We start from the raw sequence: 17,808 nt of genomic DNA on the forward strand, positions 1-17,808 counted from the left end.
CCACGGTGGGCGAAACGGCCGGTGGTTCAGGTGGGCGGGTGGTTCAGGCAGCAGGGCGCCGGACGGCGAAGACGCGGTGGCCCAGCGGGTGGAGTGGGTGGCCGTCGGCGGGCAGGTCGGCGACGGGCAGGAACCCGGCGCCGTCGAGTACGGCACGCCACTGGTCGTGCGTCAGGAAGGAGGCGCCGGTGGCCGACCGGGCGTCGCGTGGCTCCGTCAGCAGGAAGCCCTGCGAGGCCAGCACCCAGTACTCCTCCCGGGTCGGTTCGGTCAGCACCAGCAATCCACCGGGCATCAGCAGCCGGCTCAGGCCACGTATCGAAAGGTCCGTGTCGGCCGCCGCGTTCAGCACCCCGCCCGCCACGACCACGTCGTACGAACCGGACGCATGCCCCTGCTCGACGGGGTTACGGTCCACGTCCAGCAGGCCGTACCGCAGCCGGTCGCCGAACCGGCCGCGGGCGTGGTCCAGGAAGAACGGGGACACGTCGGTGAACAGGTACTCCACGGGCGCCCCGGGGAGCCGGTCCAGCTCCGCCAGTACCACCTCGGTGGTCGTCGCCGTGCCACCGCCCGCTTCGAGGACGCGGCGGGCGCCTCCCCCCGTCTCGCGCAGGTGGGCGGCGACCAGCGCGGCGGCGGCGTGGTGCTGGTAGCGGGCGGTGGCGCTCTCCCGGTACAGCGCACGTGCGGTGTCCGTCCCGCCGCGCGGGAAGAGCAGTTCGGCCGCGGAACGCTCACCCCACATCAGCGCGAGGAGTTCCCCGGCTGAGCGGCGTGCGTAAGTGACGGTCGCGGCGGAGCCGTGGGCGGCGCGCCAGCGCTGCCGGGCCGGCCCCCACACCGCGTCCAGGTCGGCGTACGCCTCCGGGTCCGCGGCGCACCGGAGAGCGCCCGAGCCGTCCGCGACGAGCAGCCCCTCCCCGGTCAGTACGGTCAGCCAGCGGAGCAGCAGTCGCCGGTGGTCGTCAGCCGGGCGGACGGCGGCCGCGATCTCCTCGGGGGTGCGGCGCTCTTCCGGGCGGGTGTAGCAGCCGGCTTCGTGGAAGGTGTGCAGCATGCTGTGCAGCGCTGCCCGGGCCACCGTGTGTGCCGCGTCGAGCGAGGCATGCGGGTCGAGGTCGCGCAGGGCCGCGTCGGCCGCGGCGGAGGCCGTGTCCGCGATGACCCCGGGACTGCCAGAACCGACGGGTGCGTGGGGTGCCCGGTGCTCCAGGTGCGGGCCCAGCTCCGACCAGGCGGTGGCCTCGTGCGGTCCGGCACCCGGTTCGGTGCAGATCACGCGGGTCAGCGCGGACAGATCGGTCAGGGCGGCGGTGGGCGCGGCGGGCAGCGCACGCACCAGCACCAGCGGGAGGACCGCTTCGGTGGCACCCACCAGTTCGAGGTCGGCGAGCAGCCGGGCGGGCGGAGTGGCGGTCGGGACCGCCGTGACCCGGCCGCCGCGGGCCCAGGTGCCGAGGGCCGCCCGGGCGCCCGCCGGATCGCCCGTCAGGACAAGGGTGTGCGGTGGCGGGCCCGTCGCGGGCCCGGCCTGCGGCCGTGCGACGGCCAAGGCCATATCCGCCGCGTCCGCCGCGTCCGCCGCGTCCGCCACGTCCGAGAAGAACCGGACCGCCTCGTCCGGCAGCCGGGTCGCGGGCGCGTGCCGCACCGCCGCGAGGACGGCCGCCGCGTCGAACTCCGCACCGCCGACCGTGCAGACCGGCTCCGGCCCCCGGTCCCCGAGGGCCCGGCGCAGCGGCTCCAGGTCCGCGTCGCCGGTCTCGGGCGCGGTGGCATGCCACAGGTACTGGCCGGCCGGGGCCGGTCCTGCCGCGTCGTCCGGGTAGCGGTTCCGGACGGTGAAGCCGGCCTCGGCCATGTCCTTCTCCCACTCCCCCGCCGCGGGGAAGACGGTGGCGGTTGTGGCCCTGCCGTCCGTGAAGCGCCCGCGCGGGTTGGCGGCGTGCCGCGATCCGGACGGCGGGGAGAGCAGGAACTGCATCGAGGTCAGGACGGTGTCGCAGTCACCGGCCGAGTCCACGAGCAGCAGCGTGCCGCCGGATGCCAGCAGACGGCGGATCCCGCGCAGGGTGGCCGGTACGTCGGTGGCGTTGTGGAGCACGTTGGCGGCCACGACGACATCGGCGCTGCCCGCCGGGAAGCCCTGGGCGGCGAAGTCGGCGTCCACGTCGAGCAGCGCCGTCCCGACGCCGAGACGTTCGGCGGCGGCGCCGGTGTACAGCGGGCTGACGTCGGTGAACGCGTAGTCGCTGTGGTGGCCTCGCAGTGCGCCCAGGACGACTTCGGTGGTGGCCCCGGACCCGCCGCCCAGTTCGACCACCCTCATCCGTCCGGGGCCGCGTCGGGCGGCCTCGCCCGCCACCAGGTCAGCGCACCGCTCGTGCAGCCGCCCGGTGAAGGCATTGCGCTGGTAGGCGCCGAGGGCGGCCACCACTTCGGTGTCCTCGGGCAGCAGATCAGTCAGGGCGACCTGGTCGCTCAGCAGGTCCGGCAGCCGGTCGAGGGCAGCCTGGTGCAGGCGGGCCATCGCCGGAGGGAAGCCGAGCCGCTCGTAGAGGACGGGCAGCTCGTGTGGGGAGGGCGCGTCACCCGCCGAAGCGGCGGCGTCGAAGCGGCCGTTGTCGTCGCGCCGGGCCTCCCCGGCGGCGCTGAGCGCGGCCAGCCACCGCTCCAGGAGTGCGCGGTGGCGCGGGGCCACAGGGAGGCGGTCGGCGATGTCGTCCGCGGTGCCGGGCAGCGCCGGACGCAGTGCGGCGGTCATCGCGGTGCGGCTCACGTGGTCGAGACGGCGCAGGTGGGGGCGGAGCCGACGTGCGGCGCGCGCATCGGTGAGCGAGGCTGTCACAGTGCCCCCATTTCGGCTACGGCGTCCGGTGCGAACGGGTCGGCTCCCTCGGGCAGCAGCTCGGCCCGGGCGCACGGCGCCCCGCCGTCCGGGCCGGGACCACGGGTGAGCGTGGCGACGGCGGATTCGGGGTCGAGTGCCTCGGCCGCGAAGTACCGGCCCGGCGGTATCTCGCCGCGCAGCACGCTCGTCGCCGTGTGGGCGGCGACGGCGCCGCTCAGTGGGGCGTTTCCGGTGCCGTGCAGGACCGCGGCGCGGGCGGCCGCGCCCCCGGTGAGGACGACGACCATGGTGACGGCGGGCACACATCCCGCGAGGTCGAGCCGGGCCGCCCGGCACAGGGCCTCCGCCGCCTCTTCGGGTGGCAGCACATGCACCCGGTCGAGGGCCGCGAGCACGTGCTCGCCTTGTATCAGGGTCAGCCAGTCGCCGTCGCGGACACCGAGGGCCTGTGCGGTCCGCGCGTCCTCGGCGGACAGCTGCGGCAGCACGGTGTGGGTGCCGCGGAAGAACGGCTGGTCGGTGACGCTGTGGCGGGTCAGCGCTCGGGACCGGAGGGCTCCGTCCCGCCAGGCCGCGCGGGGGCCGGGGCCCGGGGTGGAGGCGCCGTGCAGGTACTCCAGGGCGGAGGTGCGGGTGAACAGATCCCGCACCCGGGTGCGGACCGTGACCGTTTCGGCCTGTGCCATCCCCCCGGCCTGTGCCAGGCGGGCCACGGCCCGAGGGAAGAGCCCGGTCAGACCGGGGCGCAGACCGGCGGAGAGCACGGCGGTCCGGCCCGCGCTCCGGTAGCGGCCGTCGTCCAGGAGCGCGTACAGGGCGTCGTCCCCGGCGGCGTCCACGTAGTCGGTGCCCGCCCGCAGGGCCCCGTCGGCGGCGGCGGAACCGGTGAGGTGGGAGGGGCCCGCGCAGTTGACCAGGACGCTGAGCCCCTTGGCGAATGCCGTCACGCTGTCGCCGTCGCGGACGTCCACCACCCGGTGTTCCACCGCCGTGTCACCGGGCAGGTGGCGGGCGCGGAACTCCGCCGCCGCGCGCGCCGACCGCCCACCGAGGCGCACCCGGTGGCCGGCCCGGCGCAGGGCCAGGACGGCGTGGGCTCCCACATCCCCGTAGCCGCCGATCACGCCGATCACCGGGTCACCTCGGCCGGGCTGTCCGGCACCAGGCGCCAGCCGCGGCTGCGGCGGCGACGCTCCCAGAAGCGGGCGTACAGGCCGCTGGCGGCGAGGAGTTCGTCGTGGGTGCCGCGCTCGCTGACGCGGCCCTCGTCCAGGACGAGGATCTGGTCGGCGGCCACGACGGTGGACAGCTGGTGGGCGATCACCAGCAGGGTGGAGTCCGCCATGAGGGTACGCAGGGCGCGCTGGACGTACTTCTCGTTCTCCGGGTCGAGCGCCGCGGTGGCCTCGTCCAGCAGGACGACCGGGGCGCGCTTGAGGACGGCGCGGGCGACGGACACGCGCTGCCGTTCTCCGCCCGACAGGGAGGCGCCGCCCTCGCCGACGCGGGTGGCCAGGCCATCCGGCAGCCGCTCGACGATCTCGTGCACGCCGGCGATCCGGGCGGCCTCGCGCACCTCCTCGTCGGTGGCGTCGGGCCGGCCGACGCGGATGTTGCCCTCCAGACTGTCGTCGAAGAGGTACACATCCTGCTGGACCAGGGCCAGTTGGGCCATCAACTGCTCGACCGGCATCTCGCGCACGTCGGTGCCGCCGACACGGACCGATCCGACGTCGGCGTCGAAGAAGCGGGCGATCAGCCGGACCAGCGTGGTCTTGCCGGCACCGGACGCCCCGACCACCGCGGTCATGGTGCGGGGCGGGATGCGCAGGGAGACGTCCCGCAGAACCGGGTTGTCGTCCTCGTAGCCGAAGGTGACCTTGTCGAAGGTGATCTCGCCGGAGCGCTCAAGGGCGGTCGGGGTGTCGGTGTCGGGCAGCGGCTCCTCGTCCAGCAGGGCGGCGACCCTGCCGAGGTCGTTGCCCGCCATGCGCAGCATGCCGCTCATACCGGCCGCCTCCGACAGCGGCCCGACGAACCGGGCGGCGAGCGCGAGGAGTGCGACCAGGGCGGCGGGCCCCACGGCGCCGTGCAGCGTGAGGGCCACGCCGGTGGCGACGAGGGCGGCGAAGCACAGCTGAACGGCGAGGCCGTTGGCGAGCAGCCGGGGCATGGTCTCGGCGAGCATCCGGCCGCCCGCCCGGCTGCGTGCGTCCACCGCGGCCTCCAGCGGGGCGTAGCCCGCGCGGTCGCGTCCGAAGGCCCGCAGGGTCTTCTGCGCCCGCGCGAACTCCACCACCCGGTTGCCGGCCTGCGCGTCAGCGGAGTCCCGCTGGTGCTCGCTGCGGCCGATCCAGGCCGCGGACCAGCGGTGGGTGGCGTACAGCAGCGGTGCGCAGCACACCAGGACGAGGCCGAGCCGCCAGTCCAGGACGAGCATGGCGAGCACGACGGTGGCGGGGGTGACGATGCCGCTGACGACCGGGGTGAGCAGATGGGCGAAGACGTTGCTGACCGTGAAGGTGCCGGTGGTCGCCGAACGCGCGACCCGGCCGACCTTCTCGGAGGTGAACCAGCCCAGCGGCAGCCGGACCAGGTGATCGCCGAGCCGGTCGTGCAGGGTGGTGAGGGTGACGACGGCCAGCGAGAAGCCCCGCATGGCCTGCTGGTAGCGAGCGACGCAGGTCGCCACGACGAGCACCGCGAGCACCGCGAGGTGCCGCAGTGCACCGCTGGTGTCCCCGTCGAACAGCGCACGCAGGACGGGTACGAGGAAGGCCATGGCGACGCCTTCGAGGACCCCGTAGGCGATCAGCCAGGCGAGGTAGCGGCGCAGCGCGCCCCGGTGTTCGGGCCCCAGGACGGTGGCCAGGTGGCGGATCATCGGTCGGTCTCCTCGGTCTTCTCGGTCTCCTCGGTCTCCTCGGTCTCCTCGGTCTTCTCGGTCTCCTCGGTCTCCTCGGCCGGCTCGGCGGGTTCGGCTCGCTCGGCGGATTCGGCTCGCACGGCGGATTCGGCGCGCCCCGCCGGCTCGGCCGGCTCTGACAGCACGGCCGGCTCGGTGTCAGGCGTGCCGGCGGGGCGGTGGGCCGCCCACATGCGGGCGTAGCGGCCGTCGGCGGCGAGCAGTTCGGTGTGCGTGCCCTGCTCGGCGACCCGGCCCGCGTCGAGGACGAGGATCTGGTCGGCGCCGGTGATGGTGGACAGCCGGTGGGCGACGACGATCACGGTGCGGCCCCGCACGAGAGTGGAGAGCGCGTCCTGGATCTCCGCCTCGGACTCGGCGTCGGCGTACGCGGTGGCCTCGTCGAGGACGAGGACGGGCGCGTCGGCGAGCAGGGCGCGGGCGATGGTGAGCCGCTGGGCCTCGCCGCCGGAGAACCGTGCGTCCTCGCCGACGACCGAGTCGTAACCGCGCGGCAGCCGCGTGACGCGCTCATGGATGCGAGCGGTGGTCGCGGCGGCGACGAGTTCGGCGTCGGTGGCGTCCGGGCGGCCCAGGCGCAGGTTGTCGGCGACCGTACCGTGCAGCAGTTGCACGTCCTGCAGGACGAACCCGACGTGCCGGTACAGCTCCTCGGGTGCCATGTCGCGCACGTCCGTGCCGCCGATGCGGACCGCGCCGGCGTCCACGTCGTGGAACCTCGGCACGAGTGCGGCGAGCGTCGACTTGCCGGCGCCCGATCCGCCGACGAGGGCGGTGACGGTGCCTGCCCGGCAGGTGAGGTCGATGCCGTGGAGCACCGGGCGGCCGGGTTCGTATCCGAAGAGGACACCGTCGAGGACGACGTCGTTGCCGTTCGGCCGCCGCGGCAGGTCGGTGACCGGCAGTTCCGGGACGTCCAGCAGCGCGGTGATGCGCCCGGCTGCGGCCACCGCCTTGCGCTGCGCGGTGAGGCCCTGGTTGAGGGTGAGCAGGGTGGTGGGCAGGACGGCGGCGACCAGCACCTCGGCGAGGACGTCGGAGGGAGAGACCCAGCCCTCGTGCGTGAACCAGATACCGCCGGCCATTCCGACGACGGAGATCACCGGCACGGACAGCGCCATGGAGGTGTATGCCTCCAGCTTGAGCACCGGCCGTACCCAGCCCGCGTACTGGTCGCCGTAGGCGTGAACGGCCTCGCGGTATCCGGCGTGGGCGCGGCGGGTGCCGCCGAACACCTTGACGACGCCGATGCCGTGCACGAATTCCACCACGGCGGCGCTGACCCGGCCGAAGGCGGAGTCCAGCTCGGTCATCTTCTCGGTGAAGCCGCGCATCATGAAGGCGTAGGCGGTGAAGTAGACGGGCAGGGTGGCGAGCGCCAGCAGGGCGAGCCGCCAGTCGACCCAGAGCAGATAGCCGAGACCGGCCAGCGGAAGCGTGACCGCGCCGGAGAGTTCGACGTCGTGGTGGGCGATCAGATGGTGCAGGTCGTCGATGTCCTCTTGGGCGGCCTTGCGGACCTGTCCCGAGGTGGTGGCCGAGTACCAGCCCAGCGGCACCCGGCCGAGCTTGGCGACCATGCGGCGCCGCAGGCCGGCCTGGAGCCGGCCGTCGGCGAGGTGGGTGATCCACAAAGCGGTGCCGTTGCAGCTCCAGCCGATGACCAGGGTCACGGCGACGACGACGGCCGCGGTGACCACGCGGTCGCGGTCCAGGGGGCCGTCGGCGAGCAGCGTGCGGCCGATCTCGGCGATGCCGACGAAGGGCACCAGGTTGGTGACGGCGCCGATCGCGCCGAGAACGAGGCCCAGGCGGGTCATCCAGGCGACGGGGCGGCGCAGTTGGCGCAGCGCATCGGCGGTACGCCGCCGCTCGTCGCGGTCGTCGCGGTCGTCGGGGGGCGCCGGCGGGGCTGCGGGCTGCTCGGGCGCGGTCGTGGGTTCGGTGGTGGTGGTCATCGGGCGGTGACTCCCTTGGTGTCCCGGCCCGGCCGCAGCGGGGCCGCCAGGTGCTCGGCAACCGTGTGCACGTGGGGCAGTTCGATGATGCTGAAGTGGTTGCCGGGTACGTCGGTGACGGTGAACCTGCCGAGGCAGGTCTCGGCCCAGAAGGGCTCGGCGAGGTGGCCGACGCCGCCGGTGACGCCGAACGACTGCTGTTCTTCGGCCCGCAGGAACGTCATGTCGCCCGCGTAGGGCTCCAGTTGCAGGTGAGCCGCCTTCATGCTGTGCCGGCAGGTGCGGAACAGGGCGGGGACCAGCTCGGCGTCGACCGGTACCTGAGCGTTGTCCTGGGCTGCGCGGGCGTAGCCGGCCAGCCGCTCCTCCTGGGGACGTTCGGCGGCGCGGCGGGCGGCGGCGGCCACCGCTGCCAGTCCTTCGTCGCCGTCCAGCGCACCCAGCGCACCGGCCTGTATGCGTCCGTTCCCGCGTGCGGTGAGCAGTTCCACCGCACGGTAGACGTCCCGGTCGGCGACGCCCGGTCCGAAGACGGCGGGCACCGGATCCAGGCCGAGGTTGGGCACGAAGATGGACTCGTAGGCCAGTTCCTCGTCGGTGTCCAGGAACATCGGGATGCTGTCCACCAGGGTCAGATCGTCCACCCTGAGACCGCGTTCGGTCAGCCGCCTGGCGACCTCGGTGGCCAGCAGCCCGCCCAGGCAGTAGCCGATCAGCTGGAAGCGGGTGTATCCCTCGTCGGCGAGGCGGCGGGCGTAGCGGTCGGCAACGGTCGCCACCAGTTGCTCCGGCGGCGTCGCCGTGTAGATTTCGGCGTCGGCGACGGCCACGCCGATGACCGGGCCGAGGTCCTGGGCGGCCAGCGCCCGGCCGAGGTGCTGGAAGTAGTCCAGGGTGCCGAGTGCCGCGTGGAACATGACCCGCACGGTGCCGTCCGGGTGCGGGGCGCCTCCGAACGGGACGAGGAGGGCATTGCCTCCGGTCTCGCGGGACTCGCCGGGTGCGGCTCCCGCGCCGGGCTCCCCGGACATGCTCAGGGCGCGGGCGAGTGCCTGGACGGTGGGCTCGTTGAGCATCTGCCGCAGCAGCGCGTCGTAGGCGAAGGCCGCCGCCTCGGGCACGTCCTCCCGCAGCCGGCCGGCCACCCGGGCCAGGATCAGCGAGTCGGCGCCGTGGTCGTAGAAGTTGTCCTCGGGCGCGAGCGCGGTGATCCCGAGGGCCGTGGCCCACAGCGCGCACAGCCGCTCCTCCAGTCCGGCGTCGGCGCCGGGCGCCTCCACCTCCGCGCCGGCCAGTTCACCCGGGCGTCGCGCTGCCAGTGCCCGGCGGTCGATCTTGCCGTTGGCGGTGACCGGCAGCGCGTCGACGATCTGCAACTGGGCGGGCACCATGGCCGCGGGCAGCCGCTCGGCGGCGAACGCGGCGACCTCTTCCGGGCGCACCGGTGCCCGGTCCGTCTTCGCGCGCAGCACGAACAGCCGGTGTCCGGCCGGCTCGAAGGCGTGGCCGGAGCCCGGCAGGGTTAGCACGTCCTCCGCTCCGGCACGCTCGAACACGTCACGCCAGCCGGCCTCGTCCAGCAGCGGGCACGTCCCGTACTCGTGGTCACCGTCACCCGGCTCCATCAGGAACCCCTGGGTGAGCAGGATGTGCGGGTGAGCGCCGACCGGTTCGGTCACCACCAGCAGCCCTCCGGGCGCGAGGAGTTCGACTGCGGCCCGCACCGCACGGGCGCTGTCCCGGGCGCTGTTGAGCATTCCGGCACACACCACGAGGTCGGCGGAGTTCGGCGGCAGCCCCTGCGCGAAGAGGCCGCGGTCGACGTCCACCACGCCGTAGCGCACCCCCTGCCCGTGGAACGCGGCGCGTGCCCGGGGCAGGAAGGACGGGCTGACATCGGTGAACAGGTAGTCCACGGCGAGCCCTTCGAGCAGCGGGAGGACCGACTCGGTGGTCGCGCCGATGCCGGCGCCCAGTTCCACGACGCGCAGCGGCCCGGGTCCTTCGTGCTCGGCCGCCCGGCGGTGGACGACGGCGGCGAGGGCGGCGTTGAGGTGGCGGGAGAGGGCGTCGTCCCGGTAGACGGCGCGGGCGGGGGCGTCGTCCCCTTCGGGGAAGAGCAGGTCGAAGGGGTTGAGGCGGTCCTCAAGGAGCGCGTCCAGGCGCTCCGCGTGCGCGCGGTGATAGGCGAGGTATTCGTCCGTGCACAGGCCGTCCGCGACGCCGCGGGCCGCCTCGTGCCAGGCGCGCGCGACGTCCTCGGGACCGGCCTGATGCGCGGCCCGGTAGCGGCCGTCCGCGTCCCGCCTCAGCAGCTCGGCGTCCGTCAGCGCCGCCAGCCAGTGCCGCACCAGCCAGCGGTGCCGTGGAGCCACGCGGGCCGCGTCCAGCATCTCGTCCGCGCTCTCGGCCTCGCCGGCCGGCGCTCCGCGCCGCCGCAGGGCGTCGAGCATGGTCAGCAGGGACGCCCGCCGCAGGGCCTCGTGATGGGCGGCGATCCGCTCGGCTGCGGCGCCGGGCAGGAGACGGTCGGCGTAGCGCTGGGCGGCGGTCTTGAGCCGGGTGTCCCGGGCAGTCTCGTCCGGCCGGGTGCGCGGGGCCGGTTCGACGAAGCCGAGCAGAGTACGGTCGCCGCCGGCGTCGCTCACCACGGCCGCGGCGGCGCCTGCCGCCGGGTGGGCCAGCAAGGCGGCCTCGACCTCGCCGAGTTCGATACGGTGGCCGCGGATCTTGACCTGGTTGTCGTCCCGGCCGAGGAACTCGATCTCGCCGCCGGGCAGATAGCGGCCCACGTCCCCGGTCCGGTACAGCCGCTGCCCGTCGCGTGGGTGGCCGGGGAATCTGCGGGCGGTGAGATCCGGATCGCCGAGGTAGCCGAGCGCCAGCCCCTCTCCCGTGATGCAGAGTTCGCCGGGGGCCCAGACCGGACAGTCCTCCCCGTCCTCGCCCAGCACCCGGAATCCCTGGTTCCGCAGCGGAACGCCGTAGGGGATGCTGGTGCGGCCGTCGTCCGCCTCGGTGATCGGGTGGTGGATGGACCAGATGGCCGCCTCGGTGGCACCACCGAGGGAGGTCAGCGACAGCCCGGGCAGCAGGGTTCGCAGCCGGCCGGGCAGCGGCACGGGGATCCAGTCGCCGGAGAGCAGGGCCAGCCGCAGGGTGGGCAATGCGACGGGCTCGGTGGTCACGTAGTCAGCGAGCATGTGGAGTTGTGCCGGCACGGAGTTCCACAGGGTCACGCCGTACTCGGCGACCAGCCGCGCCCAGTGGGACGGGTCGGCGCCGCGCGCAGGATCGGGCAGGACCAGGGCGGCGCCCGTGGCGAGCGCGCCGAAGACGTCGTACACCGACAGGTCGAAGCCGAGCTGGGCGAGCTGGAGCACCCGGTCGCCGCCGGTGATCCCGAATCTGTCGTTGATGTCGGTGACGGTGTTGAGCGCGGCGCGGTGGGAGGTGACGACCCCCTTGGGATCGCCGGTGGAGCCGGAGGTGTAGATGACGTAGGCGGGTGCCTCGGGGTCGCCGTCCGCCGGAACCGGCAGTGCGGTGGAGGGCTTGAGGCGGTCGACGTCGCTGCGGTCGATGCCCTCGGGGCGCCCCTCGCCGTCGTCCGCCCAGTCCACCCAGGATTGGGTGAGGATGTGCCGGGCGCCCGAGGCGGTCAGCAGCCGGGCGCGCCGCAGCGTGGGCTGGGTGGTGTCGACGGGCACGTAGACGCAGCCCGCCAGCAAGGCGCCCAGTACGGCGGCGGCCTGTTCGGGGCCCTTGTCCATGACGACGGCGATCCGGTCTCCTTCGGTGCGGCCCGCCGCGCGCAGGGCGTCGGCCACGGCCCCGGCACTCCGGGCCAGTTCGCCGTAGCTGACCGTGCCGAAGGCGCCCAGCAGCGCCGGTGCGTCGGGGTTGGCGGCAGCGCGGGCGAAGAAGCCCTCGTGCAGCAGGCCGTCGGGCAGCGGTCCCGCCGTGTCGTTGGCGGCGCGGCGCTCCTCGGCCTGCCAGGCGGGCAGGGCGACGGGCTCGGCGCTGTCCCAGGCGTCGGGCTCGTCGGCGAGCGCTTCGAGCAGCGCGCCGAAAGTGCCCAGCATGTCCTCGGCCATCCCCTCGGGCAGCATGCCCCGCCTGATGTCCCAGTTGACCTCCAGGTCGCCGGAGCCGTCACCGACCTGGCAGTCCAGGAAGACCTGCGGGGTCTGGGTGATGCCCGCCCCCAGGGTGCGCCCGCTTCCCTCCGACGAGCCGGGGCCCAGCCCCAGCGAGCTGGTGAAGACGTACGGCATCAGGGCCGCGTCCCGGCCGCGGGCCCGGGTGAGGTCGCGGATGACCTCCACCCCGGAGTACAGGCGGTGGTCGAGATCGGTGAACAGGCGCTCGCCCAGCCGCTTCGCCCGCTCCGCGGGAGCCGCTCCGGCCTGCTCCTCGACCGCGAGCAGGGTGACGGAGGTGAAGTCGCCGACCAGGCGGTCGACGTCCGGGTGCAGGGGCAGGCGGTTGAGCAGCGTCAGGTTGACGGTGAAGGACTTGCGGCGGCTCCATCGCTCCAGAACCGACACGTACGCGGCCAGGACGACAGTGGTGGGGGTCAGTCCGCGGTCCGCCGCCCGGCCCCGCAGCCGTTCCCAGGCCGGCTGCGGCATGCGGTGGGACAGCCGCACGAACCGGGGTTCGCGCTCGGCGGGTGCGGTGACCAGCGGCAGGTCGGGCGCGGGAGGCAGGGAGTCCAGTCGCGAGCGCCAGTAGTCGCGGTCGCGGCGGTGGCGCGCGGTGGCGCGCTGGGCGCGTTCGGCCAGGACGTAGTCGCGGAAGGAGATCGCAGACGTCGGCAGCCCGGAGGTGTCCGAGGGGTCGGGTGAGGCCAGGAGGGTGTCCAGCTCGTCGAGCAGGATCGCGGCGCTGGCCCAGTCGGCCACCAGGGAGTCCAGCGAGAAGTGCAGTACGTCTCCGTCGGGCAGCCGGGTCACCCGCAGCTCGAACAGGGGCCAGCGGGCGGTGTCGTAGGTGCGGTGGCCCATGTCGGCCCGCACCTCTTCCAGCTGCGCCGTGCCGCGGTCCGGTGCGTCGCGCAGGTCGGTGACGGCGACTCGGCAGCGCTCCACCTCGGGCAGGACCTGCTGGTAGCCGTCCTCGTGGACGACCGCCCGCAGCATGTCGTGCCGGGAGATCAGGGCGTTCCAGGCGTCCTCCAGGGCCGCGGGGTCGAGGCGGGGGTAGTGGACCTCCAGGTAGCCGTGGCAGGCCACCCCGCCGTGCCCGAACGGGTCCCGCCTGCCCAGCAGGTAGGCGCTCTGCACGTCGGTGAGCGGGAACGGCTCGTGGGCGGCGGCGGGATCGGCGGTGACCGTACGGGCGGCGTCCTCCGCGTCCAGCAGGGCGACGACCTGTTCCTTGTGCGCGCGCATGGCGGCGCGGCGTTCCTCGGTGAGGACACCCTGCGGGGCCCGGAAGCGTATCTGGCCGTTCTCACTCCACAACTCGACTCCCAGGTCGGTGAGTTCATCGAGCAGGCCGGCCGCGGTGGTGGGTGCGGTCATGACGTGGAGGACCCCTTGTCGTGGGTGATGGGCGGCATAGGTGTGGTGTCGGCCGGGACGAGTACGGCGCCGTGCAGCAGGGCCCGGTCGAGCGGTTCGGCCAGTCCGGCGAGGTGCACGTCGCGCACGGCGGTCACCGGTGCCTCCTCCAGCCGCAGGCCCGGTGCGTCGCCCGCCAGGCGCCGGACGGCGGGCAGGTCCGCCGGGCGGACCCCGAGCACGATCCGGGAGATCGCCCGCGCTCCGTTGGGATGGCGTACGTCGGCGGGGTGCTGCGGCGGGTCGTAGGCAGTGACCAGGAACGGCAGGCGTCCGGACCTCGGGTAGGAGAAGGCGAAGTGCGTCTCGTTGCCGTCGGGACGCCGTCGCCGCCAGCGGACGGCGCGCCCGCATGGCACCCCGTCGGCAGCGAGTTCCCTGGTGAGGTCGGCCAGTTCGACGTCCTCCACCAGGAGGGCCAGATCGCAGAAGCCTTCCTCCTGGCCGGCCCAGCGGAGCATGCGCTCGCCCGCACCCCTGCCGAAGCGAAGGTCGACGGCCAGTCGCATCCAGCGGGCCACCGGGGGCGTGGTCACCAGCTCGATCACCGGCCCCTCTGGAAACCAGACGTGCGCGTGCAGGGCCTTGCGCTCGGGAGCGGTCGCGTAGGCGACCTGGAAGCCGGCAGCACGGAAGCCGTCGACCGCGCGGGGCAAGTCGTGCACCCGCACCAGGACGTGACTGCACCGCCGTGAGAGGGAGGAGCGGGGAGAAGGTTCGGTCATCGGGTCGGACCTTCCGCGGAATCGGTGGTGAAGGAGGCGACGGCGCCGGCCGCGGCGTCCCGCAGGTCGGTCCAGGGCACGACGGGCGGCTCGGGGGGCGTGATCAGCTCGGGCATGCCGAGCTGTGCGGTCAGGTCGGCCCAGCACCGGGACACCGAGAGCGCCCACTGTCCGGCCGCCGGCCGTCGGAGCGGGTCGGCCGCGGCCTCGCGCAGGCGGTGCAGGGCGGCCAGGACTGCCCGCGGCCACAGGCGGGCGAAGACCTGGTGGTAGCTGTCGGCGGCCGGGTGCAGTGGGACGGTGGACGGGGTGGCGAGCCGTTCGGTGCCGGGCCCGGTAAGGATCAGGCGTCCGGTGGCATCGCGCGGCGCGTGCAGGCGCGGGTTCCACAGCACGGGTCCGTGGGTGTCGGCGAGGGAGAGCACACCGGCGTCCGTACCGAGGGCGATGCGGTGCAGCAGGTGGGAGTGGTTGTCCGGGTCGTCCGGGTGCACTTCGTTCTGCACCCGGAGGGTGACGGGCGTGCCGCCGACCACAGCGTGCAGTGTGCGGAACGGCTGTGCCCGGTCAGCGGGACCGGCGCATGAGGCGTCGGGGGCGGGCTGGGCGTGGAAGGCCCAGGGCCGCAGCGCCCCGGCGGCCCGGCCCAGGATGTCGAGCAGAGGGTAGGCGACCTGGCTGTTGCACGCGGCGTCGATGAACCGGACGGGTCCCCGCGCTCGCAGCGCCTCGGCCGCGGCCAGGAAGGCGCGCACCGGCGCCAGATCGGGGTAGAGGGTGCCGACGGCGTAGGCGGCGCCGCCGTCGCGGGCCGCTCTGAGGTTGTCGGCCAGTTCTTCCGCGTGGACGGGGTGTTCCTGGAGCACATGCATGCCGCGACGCAGTGCCGCGCGGGCGATGTCGGAGCCGGGGCCTCCGGTGGCGCCCGAGCGGACGACGACGCACAGGACGTCGGTGTCGTCGGGCAGCTCCGCGACATCCGTGTGGAGCGGCACTCCGGACTGCTCGGCCAGCCGCCGGGAGTAGTCACCTCCCTTGGCGAGGATGCCGCTGAGGGTGAACGCTTCCGGGTCGCTGCGTACGGCGTCCAGGTAGATGCGGCCGAAGGCCGTCCCGGCGACAACGACCCGCAGCGGGCGCCCGGCCCGGCTCACGAGGCGGTCACAGCGGCCTCGACGGCTGCCGTTCCTTCACCCTCGGACACGGCCCCGGACTCGGACACGGCCCCGGACTCGGACACGGTCCCGCCTTCGGAGACGCCCGGCCCGGTCGCGGGCACGAGGTGGCCGCTGACCGCGCGCAGCTTCTCCCGGGTCTCCTCAAGCTCCCGCGCCGGGTCGGAGTCCGCCACGATGCCCGCACCGGCACGCAGCCAGGTCCGGCCGTTGTGGCGCAGCACCGTACGCAGCACGAGGGCCGCGTCCAGGGTGCCGTCGGCCTCCAGCCGTACGACCGCTCCGCTGTACAGCCCCCGTTCCCGCCGCTCCGCACCGCGGATCACCGCGAGCGCGGAGCGCTTGGGTATCCCGGAGGCGGTCACGGCGGGGAACAGCGCGGCGAGCGCCTCCCACCGGTCGCGTTCCGGGGCCAGCCGGCCCCGCAGCCGGGACGCGAGATGCTGCACACTCCCCCGTTCCGCCACGGCCATGAACTCCTCGGTGCGCACCGACTCCGGGCGGCAGACCGCGGTCAGCTCTTCCTGTACCAGGCGCACGGAGACGGCGTGCTCGAACACTTCCTTGGCGTCACGCCGCAATGCGGTGCGACGGGCGGCGTCCGCGTCCCGGTCGCCGGTCAGGGCGCGCGTACCGGCCAGTGGCTGCGCGGTGACCAGACCCTCGGCGTCGACCCGGGCCACGATCTCGGGGCTGAACCCGGCGGCCTCCCAGCCACCGTGCCGCAACAGGAAGGAGCGGGCCGGCAGATGGGTACGCCGCCCCGCCACATACGTGGCCGGCAGGTCCAGTTCCTCCGGCACGGACACGCCTCGCGAGACGATGGCCTTGTCCAGCTCCCCGGCGCGGATGGCGCGTACGGCGTCGGTGACGGCGGCTCGGTACGGCTCGGCCTGTTCCTCCAAGTCCACGGCGACACGCTCGGTGGCGGGTGTGAGTGCCGAAGTCAAGGCCGCACTCAGCCGCCGCTCCAGTTCGTCGAGGGCCTCCGGGCTCTCGGCCCGGAGTACGGCCTCGGACGGCGTCAGCCGGATCTCTCGTTCCGGCACGACGAAACGGGCGAGGGTGGCGGCCTCCGGCATTTCCCTCCCGAAGCGCCCGTGGGCGAACTCGAAGGAGATCCAGCCGTGCGCCGAGCCGGTACCGCCGGTTCGCGCCTGAAGGAGTTGTCCGGCGTCGGACAGCGGGTGAGCCCCCGCGGGCAGCTCCACGGCCACGGCGTCGGTGCCGTACGACCGCACAGACGCGCCACCCACCTCGACGACCGCGGCCTCGCCCTCACTCCACACGACGGCGCCGCCCAGTTCGTACAGCAGATAGGGCGCCTCGGTGGCCGCGCAGAGGGCGGCGGCGACCGCGACGGGGTCGCCCATGAAGGGCGATCGGCGTTCGGGGAAGGGGTCGCGGTGGGTCACGACAGGTTCTCGCTTTCCAGTCGAGCGCGGACACCGGTGGCCGCGGCGCTGCGGGTGATGTCCGCGAGGAGGCGCAAGACGGGCTCGCGGCGGGGCGTGAAGTAGAAGTGACCGCCCGGGAAGGCATGCAGCGCGAACGGGCCGGTGGTGTGTGCATCCCAAACACGGGCCTGTGCCTCGTCGACCTCGGTGTCGGTCCTCCCGATCACCGCGGTGACGGGGCAGCCCAGCGGCGGGGAGGCGGGACGGTGATACGTCTCCGCGAGCTTGAAGTCGGCGCGTACGGCGGGCAGGTAGACATCGCGGACGGCGGAGTCGGCCAGCACGTCACCCCGGGTGCCGCCCAGCCGGACCAGCTCGGCCACGAGATCGTCGTCGGGCCGGGTGTGCATGTCGCCACTGGACGGCAGCGAGGGAGCACGGCGGCCGGAAACCACCAGATGGTCGGGGGCGGCCCCCCATGCGGTCAGCCGGCGCGCGGTCTCGTAGGCGACGACGGCTCCGAAGCTGTGGCCGAAGAGCACCAACGGCCGTTCGGTGAGGGGCAGGAGCGCCGCGCTCAGACCGGTCACCAGCGTCCCGAGGTCGTCGGCGGGTGGTTCGGCCAGCCGGTCCTCACGCCCGGGGTACTGCACGGCGGACAGCTCCATGTCGTCGGAAAGTCCTGCTCCCCAGGCCGCGTACGGACCGGCCGTGCCCCCCGCGTGTGGCAGGCAGACCAGACGGGCCGAGGGGCTGTGTCGGGGCGTTCGGCAGCGCAACCAGGCGTCCGTCACGGGTGTTCTCTCCTTCGGTGGCAGCGCCCAGCGAAGTGCTCACCACAGCGGCACGGGGGGCGCGAACCGGGGGGCCGTCGGGCGTCACTCATACAAGCTCCAAGTGAAAACGATTGTCAACCCCATGAGAGCAAGGACGGCCCGCATATGCCGCGACAAGAGATGTGCTATGGCGGCGTAAGCGCGGCACTCGGCCATACTCGGTACAAGCCAAGCGTCGTGTTGCCGTGACGGACCAGGCCGGGGCGGGGTCTTCTGGCTGAAACGGCCATGGCCAGGGCGGCGGTGCACGCCCTTCAAGGCCGACGGCACGCATCAGCCGGGCGACGTGCCTGCGGCCGATCGGCGGGCCGTCGACCTCACGCGGTCAGCACGGATACGCGGCGCACCGTAGGTGCCGTGCGATCGCTCA

The 17,808-nt window shown here is 74.0% G+C and carries 9 protein-coding genes; all 9 read right to left on the reverse strand.

Going from position 1 to position 17,808, the window contains the following annotated elements:
* Window positions 1-43 precede the first annotated feature (43 nt).
* From MMF93_RS04735 to MMF93_RS04775, 9 genes are read right to left on the reverse strand one after another with little or no spacing between them, the layout of a single operon-like run.
* The gene (locus MMF93_RS04735) at window positions 44-2,851 is read right to left on the reverse strand and encodes a class I SAM-dependent methyltransferase (RefSeq protein WP_242749806.1); all 2,808 of its coding nucleotides are present in this window, start codon (window positions 2,849-2,851) and stop codon (window positions 44-46) included.
* Entirely contained in the window at window positions 2,848-3,987 is a 1,140-nt protein-coding gene (locus MMF93_RS04740; RefSeq protein WP_242749807.1) for an NAD-dependent epimerase/dehydratase family protein, read from the reverse strand. The genes MMF93_RS04735 and MMF93_RS04740 overlap by 4 nt, the downstream gene beginning before the upstream one ends.
* Window positions 3,984-5,738: an ABC transporter ATP-binding protein gene (locus MMF93_RS04745; protein ID WP_242749808.1), complete on the reverse strand. Its 1,755-nt coding sequence runs from the start codon at window positions 5,736-5,738 to the stop codon at window positions 3,984-3,986. The genes MMF93_RS04740 and MMF93_RS04745 overlap by 4 nt, the downstream gene beginning before the upstream one ends.
* Window positions 5,735-7,738 carry an ABC transporter ATP-binding protein gene (locus tag MMF93_RS04750; RefSeq protein WP_242749809.1) on the reverse strand — a complete coding sequence of 668 codons (2,004 nt, stop codon included), beginning with the start codon at window positions 7,736-7,738 and terminating at the stop codon, window positions 5,735-5,737. The genes MMF93_RS04745 and MMF93_RS04750 overlap by 4 nt, the downstream gene beginning before the upstream one ends.
* On the reverse strand, window positions 7,735-13,266 hold the full coding sequence (locus MMF93_RS04755; protein WP_242749810.1) for a non-ribosomal peptide synthetase: 5,532 nt from the start codon (window positions 13,264-13,266) through the stop codon (window positions 7,735-7,737). The genes MMF93_RS04750 and MMF93_RS04755 overlap by 4 nt, the downstream gene beginning before the upstream one ends.
* Entirely contained in the window at window positions 13,263-14,030 is a 768-nt protein-coding gene (locus MMF93_RS04760) for a VOC family protein (protein ID WP_242749811.1), read from the reverse strand. Before MMF93_RS04760 ends, MMF93_RS04755 begins: the two co-directional genes overlap by 4 nt.
* The gene (locus MMF93_RS04765; RefSeq protein ID WP_242749812.1) at window positions 14,027-15,184 is read right to left on the reverse strand and encodes a Gfo/Idh/MocA family oxidoreductase; all 1,158 of its coding nucleotides are present in this window, start codon (window positions 15,182-15,184) and stop codon (window positions 14,027-14,029) included. Before MMF93_RS04765 ends, MMF93_RS04760 begins: the two co-directional genes overlap by 4 nt.
* Window positions 15,181-16,620, reverse strand: a complete 1,440-nt coding sequence (locus MMF93_RS04770) for a salicylate synthase (protein ID WP_242749813.1) — start codon at window positions 16,618-16,620, stop codon at window positions 15,181-15,183. The genes MMF93_RS04765 and MMF93_RS04770 overlap by 4 nt, the downstream gene beginning before the upstream one ends.
* Window positions 16,617-17,396 carry a thioesterase II family protein gene (locus MMF93_RS04775; RefSeq protein WP_242749814.1) on the reverse strand — a complete coding sequence of 260 codons (780 nt, stop codon included), beginning with the start codon at window positions 17,394-17,396 and terminating at the stop codon, window positions 16,617-16,619. Before MMF93_RS04775 ends, MMF93_RS04770 begins: the two co-directional genes overlap by 4 nt.
* Window positions 17,397-17,808 lie beyond the last annotated feature (412 nt).

The sequence above is a fragment of the Streptomyces tubbatahanensis genome (genome assembly GCF_022699385.1).
Lineage (GTDB): Bacteria > Actinomycetota > Actinomycetes > Streptomycetales > Streptomycetaceae > Streptomyces > Streptomyces diacarni.